Consider the following 15,574-nt stretch of genomic DNA (forward strand, 5'->3'; position numbering starts at 1 on the left):
CGCCCTGTTCCCGCACATGACTGTGGCCGAAAACCTTTCGTTCCCACTGGAAGTCCGTAAGATGGGCAAGTCCGAACGAGAGGAAAAGGTAAAGCGCGCTCTGGATATGGTGCAGATGGGTGCCTTTGGCAGCCGCCGTCCTGCGCAGCTGTCCGGTGGACAGCAACAGCGGATCGCACTGGCGCGTGCTCTCGTTTTTGAACCTGAGCTGGTATTGATGGACGAACCACTGGGCGCACTAGACAAGCAGCTGCGCGAACACATGCAGTTCGAAATCACCCGTCTTGCGCATGAGCTTGGAATCACGACCGTTTACGTCACTCACGACCAGACCGAAGCCCTTACGATGTCGGATCGTGTGGCGGTATTTGATGACGGCCGCATCCAGCAACTTGCCCCGCCCGATCAGCTCTATGAAGAACCCGAGAACAGCTTTGTTGCGCAGTTCATCGGTGAGAACAACACGCTGGAAGGCGTGGTGAAATCGATCGACGGTGATACCTGCCTTGTTCAACTGGATGATGGCTCGGAAATTGATGCGGTTCCGATCAATGTTCACCAGCCGGGCGAGCGCACCAAAGTGTCGATCCGGCCTGAGCGGGTTGAATTCAACAAAGACCGACTGCACGCCGATGCGCACACGCTCAAGGCGATAGTGAAAGAGTTCATCTATATGGGCGATGTGTTCCGCTTCCGCATGTCGGTCGCTGGAAATGACGAGTTCATCGTCAAGACACGGAATGCCCCGGATGCTGTAAAACTGAAACCCGGCGAAGAGATAGAGATCGGGTGGCTGCCTCAGGATTGTCGTGCGCTGGACGCATAGACCAGCCGGGTCAGGCAGAGGGACAGGCTGACGAAAACCCGTGCGTCAGCCTACAATAATACAAACGGGAATAACTGGGAGATACTTTATGAAACCAACAAAGATCTTGCTTTCTGCAGCCGCAATTGCGACGGCCGCAGGCACCGTTTCCGCAGAAGAGATGACGATCGTCTCGTGGGGCGGCGCCTATTCGAAATCTCAGCTAAAGGCTTATCACGAGCCCTATTCGGAAAAGACCGGCGTCACAATTCTTAACGATGACAGCTCGGCCGAAGCGGTGGCAAAACTGCGCGCGATGAACGAAGCGGGCAACATCACATGGGATGTGGTTGATGTTGTGGCTGCAGATGCGATCCGTCTGTGTGACGAAGGCCTGGCGATGGAAATCGACCCGGATACGCAACTGGCGGCAGCACCTGACGGAACACCTGCATCGGAAGATTTTGGTGACCTGTTGGTCAGCGAGTGTTTTATCCCGCAGATCGTGTATTCGACGACCTTTGGCTATCGTACAGATTTGGTGGGCGACAATCCTCCGACCGACATTTGTGCGGTATTCGATCTCGAAGCGTATCCCGGCAAACGCTCGCTGGAAAAGCGCCCGATCAACAACATGGAATGGGCTCTGCTCTGTGACGGCGTGGCCAAAGAAGACGTTTATGACGTTCTGGCAACTGCCGAAGGTCAGGATCAGGCTCTTGCCAAGCTCGACACCATCAAGGACAGCGTTGTCTGGTGGTCCGCCGGTGCTGACACACCGCAGCTTTTGGCTGATGGCGAAGTCGTCATGGGTTCGACCTATAACGGTCGTCTGTTCAGCGTGATCGAAGAGCAGAAGCAGCCGGTTGCAATGCTTTGGGACGCTCAGGTGTTTGACCTTGATGGCTGGATCATCCCGGCCGGTCTGAGCGATGAGCGCAAGCAGCGCGCGCTGGACTACATCATGTTCGCCACCGACACTCAGCGTCTGGCAGATCAGGCCAAGTACATCTCGTACGGTCCTGCACGTGCATCGTCTGCACCGCTGGTTGGTCAGCACGCCGAACTGGGTATCGACATGGCACCACATATGCCGACCGATCCGGAAAACGCTAAGAACACGTTCCTCTACAACTACGAGTTCTGGGCTGACTATCGTGACGACATCGACGCCAAATTCCAGGCGTGGCTGGCACAATAATCGCTGAATGCGTTGAAAGACCAGTTAGGTGGCGGTGCGCCGCCGCCTGACCCAAGCAGAACCAAGAGGCACGAATGACTGACGCAAGCCAACCCGCCGGACCCATGCTGGCAGCGGACGGAACGCCGCTCAAGCAATCGCTCGCGCGTTCGTTGCGGCGTCAGAAACTCCGGGCGCTATTACTTGTCGCGCCACTGCTCCTGTTCGTGCTGTTTTCGTTCCTTGTCCCCATAGCCTCAATGCTGTTCCGCTCGGTCGAGAACAGCATCGTTTCGGACACGATTCCGTTGACGGTCGAGGCACTGAATAATTGGGATGAGACAAGTGGCGAGTTACCGGGCGAAGACGTTTATGACGCGTTCGTCCGTGATATGGTCGTTGCGATCGACAACAAACAACACACCCGTTTGGGAACGCGTCTGAACTACGAAGAAACGGGCATGTCTTCGATGTTCCGCAAATCCGGTCGGAAGCTCAAGCGTCTGGATCCCGAAACCGACGGACCGTTCAAAGAACAGCTGATCGAAATTCACGAAGGCTGGGGTGATCCACAGACATGGCGTGTGATCAAGACCCACGCGGTGCCAATTACCAATGGTTACTTCCTGAATGCTGTCGATATGCGACGCACTCCCGAAGGGGCGCAGGCGCAACCGGAAGACAAGCAGATTCTGATCAAACTTTTTGGCCGTACGCTGTTCATGTCACTGGTGATTACCGGTGCATGTATCCTGTTGGCCTATCCGATCAGCTACCTGCTGGCGACATTGCCTATGCGGGTTTCGAACCTGCTGATGATCCTCGTATTGTTGCCATTCTGGACATCCCTTCTGGTGCGAACCTCAGCCTGGAAGGTCATGCTGCAGCAACAAGGTGTAATCAACGACACGCTGGTTTGGCTCGGGCTGGTTGCAGACGATTCACGTCTGATCATCATCAACAACCAGATCGGTACGATTGTTGCGATGACGCATATCCTGCTGCCATTCATGATCCTGCCGATGTATTCGGTGATGCAGACGATCCCGCCATCCTACACCCGTGCCGCCAAGTCGATGGGGGCCACGAACTGGACCACCTTCTGGCGCATCTACTTCCCGCAATCCATTCCGGGTATCGGAGCGGGTTCGATCCTCGTGTTCATTCTGGCGATTGGTTACTACATCACGCCCGAGATTGTCGGCGGAACCAAGGGTGTCTTCATCTCGAACCGGATCGCCTACCACATCTCGTCCTCGCTGAACTGGGGGCTTGCCGCGGCCTTGGGAACAATCCTGCTGGGTGTCGTGCTGCTGCTCTATTGGGTCTACGACAAGATCGTCGGCATTGATAACGTGAAGCTGGGATAAGAATAATGGCCGCACTTACACCGATATCCCGCAAACCTCTGTCAATGGTCCTGCCCAGCGTTGCGCTTGCAGGCGCTTTCGCCGGAATTTTTGTCGGCGCTGGTAATGGCTCGATTCTTCTTGGAATGTTGGGTGGAGCGATCCTGATCGCAGGGTTGGCCTGGATCTACATTACGCTGCTAAAAAACGAAAAGCTGGCGCGATGGATCAATATCCTTGGCTTCGGCATCGTTGGCTTTCTGGTTTCCGGTCCGATGGGGGGTGTACTCGGCCTGCTGGGCGGGTGGTTCTTCATCTGGTTCATCTATTGGCTGTACGAAGGCCGGTATCGCCGCAAACTGTTGCCCTACCTGACGCCAAAACAGGTGTTCTACCACTACCTGTTCAGAGTGATCTGTGGTGCGATCTTTGTCTTCCTGATCACACCAATTCTGGTGGTTCTGCCGCTGTCCTTTAACGCTCAGGACTTCTTTACGTTCACGCCGGAAATGTTGCGGCTGGACCCTGAAGGGTATTCGCTGAAGCACTACCGCGATTTCTTTACCAACAATGAATGGCAGCGCAGTTTCAAGAACTCGCTGATCATCGCACCGATTGCGACAATCATTTCAGTCTCTCTGGGTACGCTGGCGGCCATCGGCCTCAGCCAGAGCCACGTTCCCGGACGCCGCGCCATTATGGGTATCCTGATTTCGCCCATGATTGTTCCGCTGATTATCTCAGCCACCGGCATGTTCTTTTTCTACAGTGATATCGGCCGCTTCATGGAAGGTACGCTAGGCATGAACAAGAATCTTGTGGGTTACATCAAAGTTATCCTCGCGCATGCGGTTTTGGGTATTCCGTTTGTTATCATCACTGTAACCGCAACCCTGGTGGGTTTCGACCGTTCCCTGACTCGCGCCGCTGCCAATATGGGCGCTGGTCCTGTCCGGACGTTCTTTTCAATCCAGATGCCGTTGATCCTGCCCGGCGTGATCTCGGGTGGCCTGTTCGCCTTCATCACTTCGTTCGATGAGGTGGTCGTTGTGCTGTTTGTCGGGTCTGCCAGCCAGAAAACCCTGCCCTGGCAGATGTTTACCGGCCTGCGGGAGCAGATCAGCCCGACCATTCTGGCGGTTGCGACGATCCTCGTGGTGATCTCGATCGCGTTGCTTACCACGGTTGAACTGCTGCGTCGTCGTTCTGAACGTCTTCGCGGGCTTTCTCCGGCTTGACGTAAAAAAGCAGGTCATTTAACGATTCACCCGTTCAACCCCTGCTGCGATGGCGTCGTGGCACTTAAGGGGTTGATCGGCTCTCGGACCCCGAGACCGCCTGTCCTGAACGCCGGGACATGTGGCCGGGCTTTGCACGTCCGGCAAAGATGAGAGACCTGACTATGACCGACTTAACAAATCGCCCAGAGTTCTTTACCTGTCACAATGGTGACAAAGCGCCCCTGCCGTTCAGCAAGGGCGAATATGAACGCCGCTTGGCCAAGCTGCGCTCGATCATGGCAGCCCGCGATGTTTCCGCAGTGCTGCTGACTTCGATGCACAACATCGCTTACTATTCCGGCTTTCTGTACTGTGCCTTCGGCCGTCCCTACGGCTGCGTTGTGACACAGGATAGCTGCACGACCGTGTCCGCCAATATTGACGCGGGACAGCCCTGGCGACGTTCTGTCGAAGAAAACGTTATCTACACTGACTGGAAGCGCGACAATTACTGGCGCGCTGTTGCAAGTCTGATTGGTAACACGAAACGCGTCGGTATCGAGAGCGACCACATGACCTTGGCCGCACGCGATACCGCGCTGAACATGCTGGGCGCGCCCGAGCTTGTCGACATTGCACCCGATACCATGGCAGCACGCATGGTGAAGTCCGCAGAAGAGATCGAGCTAATCAAGGGTGGTGCACGGACCGCTGACGTTGGTGGCGCCGCGATTCATGCTGCAATCCGAGAAGGTGCCACCGAGATTGAGATCGCAATGGCAGGTCGCGATGCAATGGAGGCGGAGATTGCACGCGCTTACCCGGATGCTGAATACCGTGACACCTGGGTTTGGTTCCAGTCAGGTCTCAACACAGACGGCGCCCATAACCCGGTGACAAAACGCGCGCTGCAGAAGGGCGATATTCTTTCGCTGAACACTTTCCCGATGATTTCGGGATACTACACAGCGCTTGAGCGGACCTTGTTTCTGGGTGAACCGGACGCCGAAAGCCTGCGCTTGTGGAAAGCTAACGTCGCAGCTCATGAACTGGGCCTAAGTCTGATCAAACCGGGCGCGACCTGTTCCGGCATCACTGCCGAGATCAACCGCTTCTTTGCGGATGAGGGCCTGCTGCAATACCGTTCCTTCGGCTACGGCCATTCCTTCGGTATTCTCAGCCACTATTACGGGCGCGAGGCAGGGCTGGAATTGCGTGAGGACATCGACACCGTTCTCGAACCGGGCATGGTGGTTTCAATTGAACCCATGTTGTGGATACCCGAAGGGCAGCCCGGCGCAGGCGGTTATCGTGAACACGATATTCTTGTTGTTGGTGAAGATGGTGCAGAAAACATCACAGGCTTCCCATATGGCCCGGGTCACAACATTATCGGCGCCTGACCGGATACGTGGGGCCACTTGCTCCACGCTTGCCAAAGGATATCGACATATCAGATCCTGAGCGCTTCAAACGACGTATTCCGGCACTCAGATCAGACTGACTGCCGGAATACTGAAGCATTCAAATGCAGAATGCTCTGGGGAGGGAACTTACTTCCGATTGTGGAAGATGAAGCCGATGAAGTTCAGCAACAGTTGCGCCGCAAGAATCTGGGTGCTTTCAGATGGGTCATAAGCTGGGGCGACCTCTACCAGATCGATGCCAACAACATCGCCACGTTTACTCAGACCCTGCAGAATCTCCAACACGTCATAATACTGAAAACCACCATGGCTGGGTGTGCCAGTCCCGGGCGCAATTGATGGGCAGAATGCGTCAATATCGATGGTGACATAATAGCGTACACCTTCGGGAATACGATCCAAAACTCCCTGAGTTCCCAGTTTGCGTACCTGTCGGACCGACAGAATATCCGAGCCGCGGGCGCGGGCATCGTCATAACCCTCTTTCGCGGTCGAAGATACGTTGCGGATACCCAGCTGGGTCATGCCCGATACGTAATCCTTCTCAATCGCGCGGCGCATTGGGTTGCCGTGGCCGACAGTTACGCCGTGGCGCTCATCGACGAAATCCAGATGCGCGTCGATCTGAATGACGTGGATCGGACCTTTCTCGGCGCAGTCTTCAGCATAGGCGTTAATGCAGGGAATATTGACCGAGTGATCACCGCCGATTGTGACGGGGATTGCACCCGCGTCGAGTATTTTCTTGACGCCGTATTCGATGTTGGCGTGGCTCTCTTCGGTTTTGGTGTGGATGATATCTGCATCCCCCAGATCGACGATACGCACGTCGCTGCCAAGATAGGTGGCATCGTCCTCGTGATCATACGCCCCGGCATGACCGAAGCTGAACAGGGTCGATGCCTCGCGGACCGAACGCGGACCAAAACGCGCACCCGAACGGAACTGGCAGCCGAAATCAAATGGCGCACCGAGGATTGCCACATCCGCGTCGATCTCGTCCCAGTTCTCGACGTAAGGTTTTTTGCCAAAGGTCGAGATGCCGACAAAAGGCAGATTCAGACGACCAGCTTCATAACCATGTCCCGACATGAATTCTCCGTTTCTTATAGTTTAGCGATAAGCCAGTTCCGGTAGGAACAGGGCGATTTGAGGGAAGGCTACCAGCAACCCGGTCACAATCAAAAGAATGATCAGGAACGGGGGTACACCGCGTACCACTTCGACAAAGGGCCGGCGGAAGACAGCGATGGCAGTGAACAGGTTGCAGCCAAAGGGTGGTGTGGCCGCGCCGATGGCCACCTGCAATGTGATCAGGACACCAACCAATACCGGGTCCAACCCGCTGGCTTTGATCATGGGGGCAAAGATTGGCACCAGGATCAGGATCACCACGATCGAGTCTACAAACATGCAGCCAACAAAGAAGGCGACGTTGATTGCAAGCAGCACCATGAGCGGGCTGGCCTGTTCAAGACCCAGCGCGGCAATGATGGTCTGCGGCACCTGTGCAAAGCTGAGCGTCCAGCTGAAGGCCGCGCCTGCTGCGATCAGGATGAAGACAACCGAAGTGATGGCGCCGGTGGACAGTGCGATATCGAACAGATCTCCGATTTTGATCGAGCGGAAGATCACGACCTCAAGCACGACAGCATAGAGAACGCAGATTGCAGCGGCTTCGGTTGGAGAGAAGACACCGCCATAGATGCCGCCAACGATGATGGCCGGGAAGCCCATCGGCCAAAGTGCCTTGCGCAGAGCGGTAAAGCGCTGGCCCCAGCCTTCCCGCGGCAGCACGGGAATATCGTGGCGATAGGCGTAATACATGCAATAGGCCGAGAACAGCACCACGATCAGCAGGCCCGGTAGGATACCCGCAATGAACAGTTGCGAGATTGAGGTGCCTGAGACCACGCCATAGATGATCATGCCGATCGAGGGTGGGATCAGGTAGGCGAGGTCGGCGGCGTTGACGATCAGACCAATCGAAAAGCTGTCGCTATAGCCCGATTTCAGCATCCGGGGCCGCATGGCCCCACCGATGGCCACCACGGTCGCCTGTGTCGAGCCACAAACTGCGCCGAACAACGCGCAGGCTGATGTGACAGAAATTGCCAACCCGCCTTTGATGTGGCCCATGAAACTCATCACCAGATCGATCAGCCGGTTGGCGGAATGACCCCGCGTGATGATATCGGCAGCGAGAATGAACATTGGCACCGCAATCAGCGCGGCCGGTTTCACACCCCCGATCATCTGCTGGATCAGGATCTGCATGTTCATGTTGGGGAAATAGACAAGGAACCCCAGCACCGCCGCCGAGATCAGCGGCATTTTCATTGGAAAACCTGCCAACAGCAGGACGATCATCACGATCAGCATCAACTCGGTCATTTGTCTGCCTCCGTGGATTCTTCGTAGCGCTGAATTGCGGCTGCTGTCTCAGGGTCTTCGTAGCTGTCGACTTCGAGGTAAGAGACGTAAACCTCTTCCTCGGCAAAGTTCAGATTGCGGATTGCCGTCAGCAGGTATTGGAAAGACGCAAGGCTCAGGCCAACCACCACCCAGACGTATGTCAGATAAAGAGGAAGTTGCAGCGCCGGCGTAATCCGCCCGCGCGAGGCGACTTTCTGAACATATTCCAGCGCATACCAAGCCAAAACTGCCATGACGATCGCGGTGGTCGCAGCAATCACGAGCATCAAGCCCTTGCGGATCTTGATAGGAAGGGCGTCATAGATTGCCGACATGCGGATATGGATGCCCTTTCGGGTGGCATAGCCCAACCCCATGAAGGTGACGATGACGATCAGAAACTCGTTCAGCTCCTCAGAAAAATAGATGGATTGATTGAACACATACCGGCCAAAGACGTTGGCGATCGTGTTCGCGGCCATCAGGATGATCCCCCAGCCCAGGATCCAGACTTCGATCCGTCCGATGACGGCGTCGATCTTACCCAAAAAGCCGAAGGGAGTGGCAGTACCGCTTTGCATGGTGTCCTCCCTTTGAAAGCCCTCACGCGCAGGGCGCGTGAGGAAGTTCTTGTGTGAGTGGTTTGGGGATCAGTTGCCCGACAGTTCCGCCTGCAGTGCGTCCAGCAGTTCCTGACCACGGGCGCCCACGGTGTCGACATAAGCCGCCGATGTGCCGGTGCTGCGCTCACGGAAGGCGTCACGCTCTTCTTCAGTCAGCACGACCAGACCGATGTCAGGCTTTGCTTCCTTGATGATGTCCAGACGCTGCTGATTGAAGTCGGTAACGACGCCGTCGATGAAACCGGTCATGTCGGCCATGGTGTCACGCACCAGTTGCTGGCGATCAGGGCTGAGGGTTTCGAACCAGTCCGACCCGGCCACAACCGTAGTTACCAGTTCCTGCTCGCCAGCCCAGATCAGGTGGCTGGTGACTTCGTAGAACTTCATTTCTTCGATGGTCGGGATCGGGTTTACCTGACCGTCGACAGCACCCAGTTGCAGCGCGCCGAACACCTCGCCGAACGGCAGCGGTGTCGGGCTGGCGCCCATGTTCTTGTAGGTCTCCAGAAGGATTGGCGACACCATCACGCGCATTTTGAAGTTGTCAAAATCTTCAGGTGTGCGGATTTCGCGGTTGGTGGTCCAGACCTGCGGGCCTTCGGAATACATGGTCATGACTTCCAGACCACGCTGACGGAAGTCATCGTTCAGCGGACCGTAAATGGTTTCCGAGCTGCTGAGGATGTTCGAAATCGCTGCCGGATCAGACGGCAGCAGGTAGGGCAGCAGGAAGACCTGGCTTTCGGGAACAATGGTGCCAAGGTTGCCGATCGAGACGTTGGTGAACTGGATGATGCCGTCCGCGGCCTGCTCGACCGTTTCGGTTGGCGTGCCCAGGGTACCCATCGGGTAAACCGTTACGGTCACTTCGCCGTTGGTGGCTGCTTCGATGCGCGATTTGAACTCCTGAGCATAGGCGTCCATGATCGAGCCCGGGATCTCCTCGATGGCGAATTTCCAGTCCTCGGCCATCACGCTGATCGGCGCGATGCTCAGCAGCGCAGCCGCGGCAGTTATCTTGATATTGGAGAAAGAGATTGTCACGCGAATGTCCTCCCATTTCGCTTTCATTGCCAATTCTAGAGAGAACCACACCACGGATTCTTTCATGAAAAAATATCATCTTGTAAATGTTCACATAAAGAAAAACTATGTTATGTGGTGAGGAGGAGCTGACCTTTGAAACTGCTGAGAAATACACTTCTTGAGACATTTGTGGCCGTGGTCGATTGCGGTGGATTTACCGATGCACAGTACGCATTGGGCATTACACAATCCGCCATCAGCATTCGAATCCGCGATCTCGAAGCGGCACTTGGATATCGTGTGTGCGAACGCGGGCGAGGGGGGTTCCGCCTCACGGAGCGAGGTGAGATCGCCTATGGCAAAGCCAGGGACATTCTGCGCAGCGCGCGTGATTTTGATGCCGAACTCCTTGAGCTTCGGGACGCCACAACGGGCGATTTACGGATCGGTGTCGTGGACGCCGTCAACACCCTTGCCGACCTGAGCCTGGAAAAGGCGCTGAAGCGGTTTCTCGACCGGCCAAACGATGTGCGCCTGGAGGTTGTTGTCGCTTCACCGACAGAGCTCACACAACAGCTGATAACCGGAGAACTGCATGTTGCAATTGCACCGTTTCGCAACCAAGTTGCTGATCTGAAATACACCGAATTGTGCCAAGAAGAGCACCGGCTCTATTGCGGTCGCGACCATCCGTTGTTCGATTTGCCCAACGACAAAATCGATATCAACATCATCTCGGGCTATCATATTTGCCAGCGATCCTACAGCCACCTGGTATCGCCCGAACTTCAATCTACAGACCCAAAGGCTGTCGTGGCGAATATGGAGGCCATGGCGACACTAATTGAGACCGGACACTACCTTGGGCCACTGCCGGTCCACTTCGTAGAAGCCAGAGCACAGAACGGAAAGCTCCGAGAACTTGCGCCGGACAGGTTGCACTGGACCTCCACATTCTACCTCGCAACCCGGCCGACAAACCTTCACAGACGAGCAGTTGAGCTTTTTGTTGAGGATGTGATCTGGGCTTGTGGAGCGGACGCTGAACGATAAAGTGTCAATATCAAGCGTCGGACTCATTGATTTTCTAAGTCAGTAGATTGCGATTTCTGAAAGGAAGGCTTTCGGGCATCGTCTATAGCGGGCTTTCACACGCCCCAAGTTCAGGGGCCCGTCGAACATGATTTCGTCTAACCATCTTCAAACCGAAGGTGCCTTTGTCGTTTGGTCGCGTACCACGGTTATACAAGATCTTATGCAGGCCTCAGGGGTAGTGAACACCGTGAGGCGCGCGGGGGACACGCGCCAACCAGCTCGGCAAGAGAGATCGATATTCCCTTCATGCCATTAGCCTCAACTGATCGATAATGCGCGCTTTCATATGCGACTTGAGATAGCCAACCAGATCGTTCTTCTCGGTATCTGGGATATTGATGACATGATACATCTCGATCTCTAGTTAATTACTGCGCTCTGCGTCACATCCCCGGATATTCGCAGAGCGCGCCTTCCATGAGTGAGGGGACAACCTCAGGAAGTGTGTTGAAGAAGGCGCCCATCAGATCTGGTCTGAGCTGAACGCCTGAAATTGGCAGGGGTTAGAGGCTCAGGCCTTCCAGCCCCATTTGTAGTGATGATGTTCAAAGGCTGGGTGCATTCCGGTTTCAGCCAAGCCTTCGACCATGAAACGATAGAGTGAACGCCAGTACGGCTGAATGGTGACGCCTTCTTCCTGGATCAGTTCTTCCATCTTTTTCGCCACCACGCGGCGCTTGTCTGCATCCGCAATTGTCAACGCTTCAGCCAGCAGGGCGTCAAACTCGGGGTTTTCCCAACCAAACTCATTCCATGCCTCGCCTGATTTGTAGGCAAGCGCGTGAATCTGCACACCCAAGGGTCGATGGTTCCAATTGGTTGAACTGAACGGGTACTTGGTCCAGTCGTTCCAGAAGGTTGCCCCAGGCAGAACTGTCCGCTTTACCTTGATACCCGCATCCCGCAACTGAGCGGCCACGGCGTCAGCTGTGTTTCTGCGCCAGTCATCGTCGATCGAGAACAATTCGTGCTCGTAATCGCCCATTCCGGCCTCATCCATCAGTGCTTTCGCGGCCTTCGGATCATAGGGCATAGGTGGCAACGGGGCGAATTCGGGATGCAACGGGCCTACATGGTGGTTTTCGGCAGTTTCGCCGCGATTCCCGTAACCAAGTTCGAGCAGAACAGCGTTTTTAACCGCCATTTGAATTGCCTTGCGCACCCGCTTGTCAGCATAAGGTTTGCTACCATTTACCTCTGCTTGCTGGTTGGGACGGATGACAATGGTGCTCATGGTCAGCACTTCGGACTTTTCATAGCCGAGGCCATCCAGAACATCGATGAATTCTCCGACGGCCTCGTGAAGCATATCGACTTCGCCGGATTCCAGCGCTGCCAGCCAAGCAGCCGGATCGGTGCCATAGTCGATGTATTCGATCTTTTCCAAAGCTGGTTTGCCGAACACCTCGTCGCCCCACCATGGATGCGCATCATTGCGTATCAGTGTGCATTTAACGCTCACCTCAAATTCTTCGATCAGATACGGACCGGTGCCAATGGCACCTTTGACGTCGTTTTCATCGAAGGATTCATGCACGATTGCAGCAGGATAGTCAGACATTCCTGCAATCAGAGAAATATCCGAATTCGGTAGTGTAAGCTTGACCGTGTGATCGTCTACGACTTTGACCATGTCGGGGCTGGCTTTGTTCAGTGTCGGGTCAACTAGACTTGCAAAGCGACCGGCCATCGAGTTGGCTTCGACACTTCTGTCAGTCCAGCCGCGAATATTACGGGCGACATCCTGAGCCGTAAAATCGTCACCATTGTTCCACTTCACGCCCCTGCGGACATGTAGAGTGTATTCGGTGGCGTCATCATTGACCTCCCAGCCTTCTAGCAGCATGGGCGTCAACGAACCATCGGGGTTATACTGCACCAGATATTCAAGGGTGCCGCGGGTTTCGTTGCCCATTTCGGACCAGTCATAGGTACGCGGGTCCTTCAAAGCGCGCACGCTCATCTGAACGCGCACAACGCCGCCATCCTTCTTGATGACATCCGCAGTTGCCGGGACCGGCACACCAATCAAACTGTAAGCAGCCGCAGCGCTAACCCCGAGGCCAGTGGCACGAGTCAAGAATTCGCGGCGGCTAAGCTTTCCCTGATGATATTCACTGGCGTGCATTTCGATCGCCCAGTGGATATCAGATTGTTTTTTAGTCTTACTTTCCAATTTTGCCTCCCTTGGTGAGTATTTCAATGCGAGGATCAACACGATAAAATAATTCGCCAAAGACGATCTTTGGTGCTGTCAGAACCCTCTCGCCCGGGGCTGACCGCCATCGAGTTGCCCTGCGTGAAATGGTGAGACCCACGCAGGGCAGGTCTTCCGTGAGTGGTCAGTTCAACCCGGAAGAATGTCGGCTAAAGGATAACCTTGGGCAGGCAGATTGCCGGGCTTGAAGTCTTGGATCACCGTCGAGGTTTCCACCGCCTTAAGCGCCATATTGGCCTTATGAATCTGTCCTGCCTCGATATCGGTCAGTGCCTGTTCCAGATGTGTTGCGGTGGCGCCGACAGGCAACATAACGACTGCGACATCTAATTCGACGCCAGCCTTCGACATGACCTTGATCGCTTCATCCACGCGCCCCTCCTGAATCATGACCCCAGCTTGGGTTATGCTAGCGCCATGCTGATCCGTGGGCTCAAACCCATCGGAGAACTTTAACCCGCTGTCGACGGGCAGCGCGTAACCCTTGCTATCACTCAGATGCACCGAGAATTTTGCCGCATGCTCGTCGATAGCGCCTCGTGAGGCGGACACGATTTCTTTGGCCTGATCAAGATTGCCATCGAACAAGGCCAGGCGCGCAGCCCGCACACCGTCCAGAATGAGTTTGCCGGTAGCAGGAATGCGGATGTGTTGTGTTTCAACCTCTCCACCAGTTTCCGTTTCGCTGCTCACTTCCGTCTCAGCAAACGCAATTTGCGATAAACTTGTCGTGGCGAGGGCGAGGGCAACAATGGTGGCCACAGATTTCGTATTCGCTTTCATGCTCATCTCCTGATCTTCTGCAGCATTATCTGCTGCGATTGACCGGAAACTAGTTCGCGAACTTCACCTGAGCTTGCGACGAAGTTTAATTTTTTTTGAACTCTCGAAACATGATCGAAACACATAGGCCCGGTTTGGCATCTGACAGCGTCAGCGTTGCGCCATGACGGTCGACAACTGCTCGCACCAAAGCCAGCCCAAGCCCGCTTCCGGGCGTGGTGCGGGCCGCATCCATCCGGACGAACGGTTGCAGCGCACGGTCCATGTCGTCCTCCGGAATTCCGGGGCCTGTGTCACGAACGACCAGTGTCGCACCGTGTTCAGTGGCGATGATCTCAACATTAATCTCCGCGCCGCTTCCAGCATGGTTTGATGCGTTCATCACTAGGTTAACCAGAGCCTGCTTTATCATCGGAGCGTCAGCTTTGATCTGAACATCTTGCGATTTTACCACTAGGGTCTGATTGCTTTCTTCAGTCATCGGACGAACGAATTCTGCTACCTCTTCAACCAGGGGCCGAAGTGGGATCAATTGCAATCGCGATTGATCACGGTCAGCTTCGACCCGCGCGATTCGAAGCATGGTGTCGAAAATCGTACCCAGGGCCTCGGCTTCTGCGAGAGCTGCATCGATCTTGGGTACAGGGTCAGTCTGCTGGTCCACCGCATCTGCGATCTCGTGCAACGCAATTTGCAGATGTGAAAGTGGAGTTTTCAGATCATGCGCGATTGCAGAAGCGGTTGATTTCATTCCGGTAACCAAAAGCGTCAATCGATCGAGATTCTGGTTCACTCGCGTTGCAATACGGTCAAACTGATCGTCCCGATTATAAACGGGCAATCTGACATCTAGGTCACCATCCGAAACCCGTGAAAGCGCTGAGTTCATCTCTTGCAATCGGGTCATTGAGAAACGGCTTGCCCAAAGTCCCAAGGCCAGTATTGCGATGGTGTTTATCAGCCCAAACACCACTAACCCCCCCACAAGCCTCATGACAGCAAGTTGAATTGGCTCTCTGCTACGCCCAATAACCAATGTCATGTCATCAAGCTTGTGAACGCTCAAATGGTACTCGCCGACCACGCGACCATTAGTCAGTGGACTCAAATCCTGCGGTGCTACCCCGACAAAATCTGGGGCCAACGCAAATGGACCGGTTAGGGTTACACTGTTCGCGTCCAGCAAAGACACAACACGATTGGATGGCTCAGAAAGGCGATCCATCTGATGCAGAGTGTCTACCAGGCCGGATTGCCCTTCGGCCTCATAAATATCACCTAGCAAAAGGCTTTCGCCTTCGCTTTGGGCATTTAGTTCGCTGACCAGCGTATTCTCCACGATCCGTACCAATGCCCATCCGCCAACCGAAAATATTGCCAGAAAGAAAAACAGTGCCCTTAGTGTCGCTTTGAACGGCTGGCCGCCGATCAAC

The 15,574-nt window shown here is 55.0% G+C and carries 13 protein-coding genes; 6 read left to right on the plus strand and 7 right to left on the minus strand.

Translation table 11 applies throughout. The features are described from left to right. From E1297_RS38800 to E1297_RS38820, 5 genes are all read left to right on the plus strand, one after another. A partial coding sequence (locus E1297_RS38800) for an ABC transporter ATP-binding protein (protein WP_155147889.1) occupies positions 1-826 on the plus strand: 826 nt, incomplete at its 5' end. An 88-nt stretch (positions 827-914) separates the two neighbouring features. Continuing rightward, entirely contained in the window at positions 915-2,006 is a 1,092-nt protein-coding gene (locus tag E1297_RS38805; RefSeq protein ID WP_155147750.1) for an extracellular solute-binding protein, read from the plus strand. 74 nt (positions 2,007-2,080) lie between these two features. Next, the gene (locus E1297_RS38810; protein WP_155147752.1) at positions 2,081-3,355 is read left to right on the plus strand and encodes an ABC transporter permease; all 1,275 of its coding nucleotides are present in this window, start codon (positions 2,081-2,083) and stop codon (positions 3,353-3,355) included. Positions 3,356-3,735: 380 nt separating this feature from the next. Continuing rightward, on the plus strand, positions 3,736-4,572 hold the full coding sequence (locus tag E1297_RS38815) for an ABC transporter permease (RefSeq protein WP_244328051.1): 837 nt from the start codon (positions 3,736-3,738) through the stop codon (positions 4,570-4,572). 164 nt (positions 4,573-4,736) lie between these two features. Further along, on the plus strand, positions 4,737-5,957 hold the full coding sequence (locus tag E1297_RS38820; RefSeq protein ID WP_155147757.1) for an aminopeptidase P family protein: 1,221 nt from the start codon (positions 4,737-4,739) through the stop codon (positions 5,955-5,957). A 150-nt stretch (positions 5,958-6,107) separates the two neighbouring features. Here E1297_RS38820 and speB read toward each other — a convergent pair whose 3' ends face one another. From speB to dctP, 4 genes are all read right to left on the minus strand, one after another. Then, on the minus strand, positions 6,108-7,073 hold the full coding sequence (gene speB, locus E1297_RS38825; protein WP_155147759.1) for an agmatinase: 966 nt from the start codon (positions 7,071-7,073) through the stop codon (positions 6,108-6,110). A 21-nt stretch (positions 7,074-7,094) separates the two neighbouring features. Then, the gene (locus tag E1297_RS38830) at positions 7,095-8,375 is read right to left on the minus strand and encodes a TRAP transporter large permease (RefSeq protein ID WP_155147761.1); all 1,281 of its coding nucleotides are present in this window, start codon (positions 8,373-8,375) and stop codon (positions 7,095-7,097) included. Continuing rightward, positions 8,372-8,977 carry a TRAP transporter small permease gene (locus E1297_RS38835; protein WP_155147763.1) on the minus strand — a complete coding sequence of 202 codons (606 nt, stop codon included), beginning with the start codon at positions 8,975-8,977 and terminating at the stop codon, positions 8,372-8,374. The genes E1297_RS38830 and E1297_RS38835 overlap by 4 nt, the downstream gene beginning before the upstream one ends. A gap of 69 nt (positions 8,978-9,046) precedes the next feature. Next, the gene (gene dctP, locus E1297_RS38840; protein ID WP_209016264.1) at positions 9,047-10,129 is read right to left on the minus strand and encodes a TRAP transporter substrate-binding protein DctP; all 1,083 of its coding nucleotides are present in this window, start codon (positions 10,127-10,129) and stop codon (positions 9,047-9,049) included. Between the two features lie 69 nt (positions 10,130-10,198). On the opposite strand from dctP, the gene E1297_RS38845 reads away from it, so the two are divergent. Continuing rightward, entirely contained in the window at positions 10,199-11,098 is a 900-nt protein-coding gene (locus E1297_RS38845; protein ID WP_155147765.1) for a LysR family transcriptional regulator, read from the plus strand. A gap of 553 nt (positions 11,099-11,651) precedes the next feature. Here the strand turns inward: E1297_RS38845 and E1297_RS38850 are convergent. From E1297_RS38850 to E1297_RS38860, 3 genes are all read right to left on the minus strand, one after another. Continuing rightward, entirely contained in the window at positions 11,652-13,316 is a 1,665-nt protein-coding gene (locus tag E1297_RS38850; RefSeq protein ID WP_209016265.1) for an ABC transporter substrate-binding protein, read from the minus strand. A 171-nt stretch (positions 13,317-13,487) separates the two neighbouring features. Continuing rightward, positions 13,488-14,141, minus strand: a complete 654-nt coding sequence (locus E1297_RS38855) for a YfdX family protein (RefSeq protein ID WP_196223503.1) — start codon at positions 14,139-14,141, stop codon at positions 13,488-13,490. Positions 14,142-14,226: 85 nt separating this feature from the next. Then, a complete protein-coding gene (locus E1297_RS38860; protein ID WP_155147770.1) occupies positions 14,227-15,573 on the minus strand; it encodes a HAMP domain-containing sensor histidine kinase in 1,347 nt (448 codons plus the stop codon). Between the last annotated feature and the right edge of the window lies 1 nt (position 15,574).

It is taken from the genome of Roseibium sp. RKSG952 (assembly GCF_009711355.1).

What these genes read in the sequence shown, in the direction of transcription:
- dctP (WP_209016264.1), bottom strand. Translation starts at nt 10,129, where the DNA reads ATGAAAGAATCCGTGGTGTGGTTCTCTCTAGAATTGGCAATGAAAGCG.
- E1297_RS38835 (WP_155147763.1), bottom strand. Translation starts at nt 8,977, where the DNA reads ATGCAAAGCGGTACTGCCACTCCCTTCGGCTTTTTGGGTAAGATCGAC.
- E1297_RS38820 (WP_155147757.1), top strand. Translation starts at nt 4,737, where the DNA reads ATGACCGACTTAACAAATCGCCCAGAGTTCTTTACCTGTCACAATGGT.
- E1297_RS38810 (WP_155147752.1), top strand. Translation starts at nt 2,081, where the DNA reads ATGACTGACGCAAGCCAACCCGCCGGACCCATGCTGGCAGCGGACGGA.
- speB (WP_155147759.1), bottom strand. Translation starts at nt 7,073, where the DNA reads ATGTCGGGACATGGTTATGAAGCTGGTCGTCTGAATCTGCCTTTTGTC.
- E1297_RS38830 (WP_155147761.1), bottom strand. Translation starts at nt 8,375, where the DNA reads ATGACCGAGTTGATGCTGATCGTGATGATCGTCCTGCTGTTGGCAGGT.
- E1297_RS38855 (WP_196223503.1), bottom strand. Translation starts at nt 14,141, where the DNA reads ATGAAAGCGAATACGAAATCTGTGGCCACCATTGTTGCCCTCGCCCTC.
- E1297_RS38805 (WP_155147750.1), top strand. Translation starts at nt 915, where the DNA reads ATGAAACCAACAAAGATCTTGCTTTCTGCAGCCGCAATTGCGACGGCC.